The sequence below is a fragment of the Pseudomonas sp. 30_B genome (assembly GCF_017491605.1).
GTDB lineage: Bacteria > Pseudomonadota > Gammaproteobacteria > Pseudomonadales > Pseudomonadaceae > Pseudomonas.
This window is the reverse complement of the sequence record NZ_JAFGYY010000085.1, coordinates 1-705: the sequence shown is the minus strand read 5'-3', so window position 1 is coordinate 705 and position 705 is coordinate 1. Positions and strand designations below refer to the sequence as shown.

General features: G+C 66.5%; 1 protein-coding gene. It reads right to left on the bottom strand.

Annotated elements, in window-relative coordinates; translation table 11 throughout:
* The coding region (locus J5M67_RS27325; RefSeq protein WP_279381587.1) for an acyl-CoA dehydrogenase family protein at positions 1-705 on the bottom strand (705 nt) is incomplete at both ends.

Below are 705 nucleotides of genomic sequence, written 5' to 3'. Positions count from 1 at the left end.
GCCGAGGCCGAAGCGGTGAAGGCGCGGATCTCGTCGGTGAACAGCTTGGCGTAGGCGCCGCCGCTGCCGACGATCTTGCGGCCCATCAGGTCCAGCGCCTGGATGCCGTTGGTGCCTTCGTAGATCTGGGTGATGCGGCAGTCGCGCACCAGTTGCTCCTGGCCCCACTCGCGGATGAAGCCGTGGCCGCCGAAGATCTGCTGGCCGTGAATGGTGGTTTCCAGGCCCATGTCGGTGAGGAAGGCCTTGGCTACCGGGGTCAGCAAGGCGACCAGTTCCTCGGCGCGCTTGCGGGTGGTCGGCTCTTCGCTGTACTTGGCGGTGTCCAGCTGCATGGCGACGTAGCTGGAGAAGGCGCGGCCGCCCTCGTTCAGCGCTTTCATGGTCAGCAGCATGCGACGCACGTCCGGGTGCACGATGATCGGGTCGGCGGCCTTGTCTTTCGCCACCGGGCCGGTCGGCGCACGGCTCTGGATACGCTCGCGGGCATATTCGACGGCGCTCTGGTAGGAACGCTCGCCGGTGGCCAGACCCTGGATGCCAACGCCCAGGCGCTCGTAGTTCATCATGGTGAACATGGCGGCCAGGCCCTTGTTCGGCGCGTCGACGATCCAGCCGGTGGCACCGTCGAAGTTCATCACGCAGGTGGCGGAGCCCTTGATGCCCATCTTGTGCTCGATGGAGCCGCAGGACACGGCGTTGCGC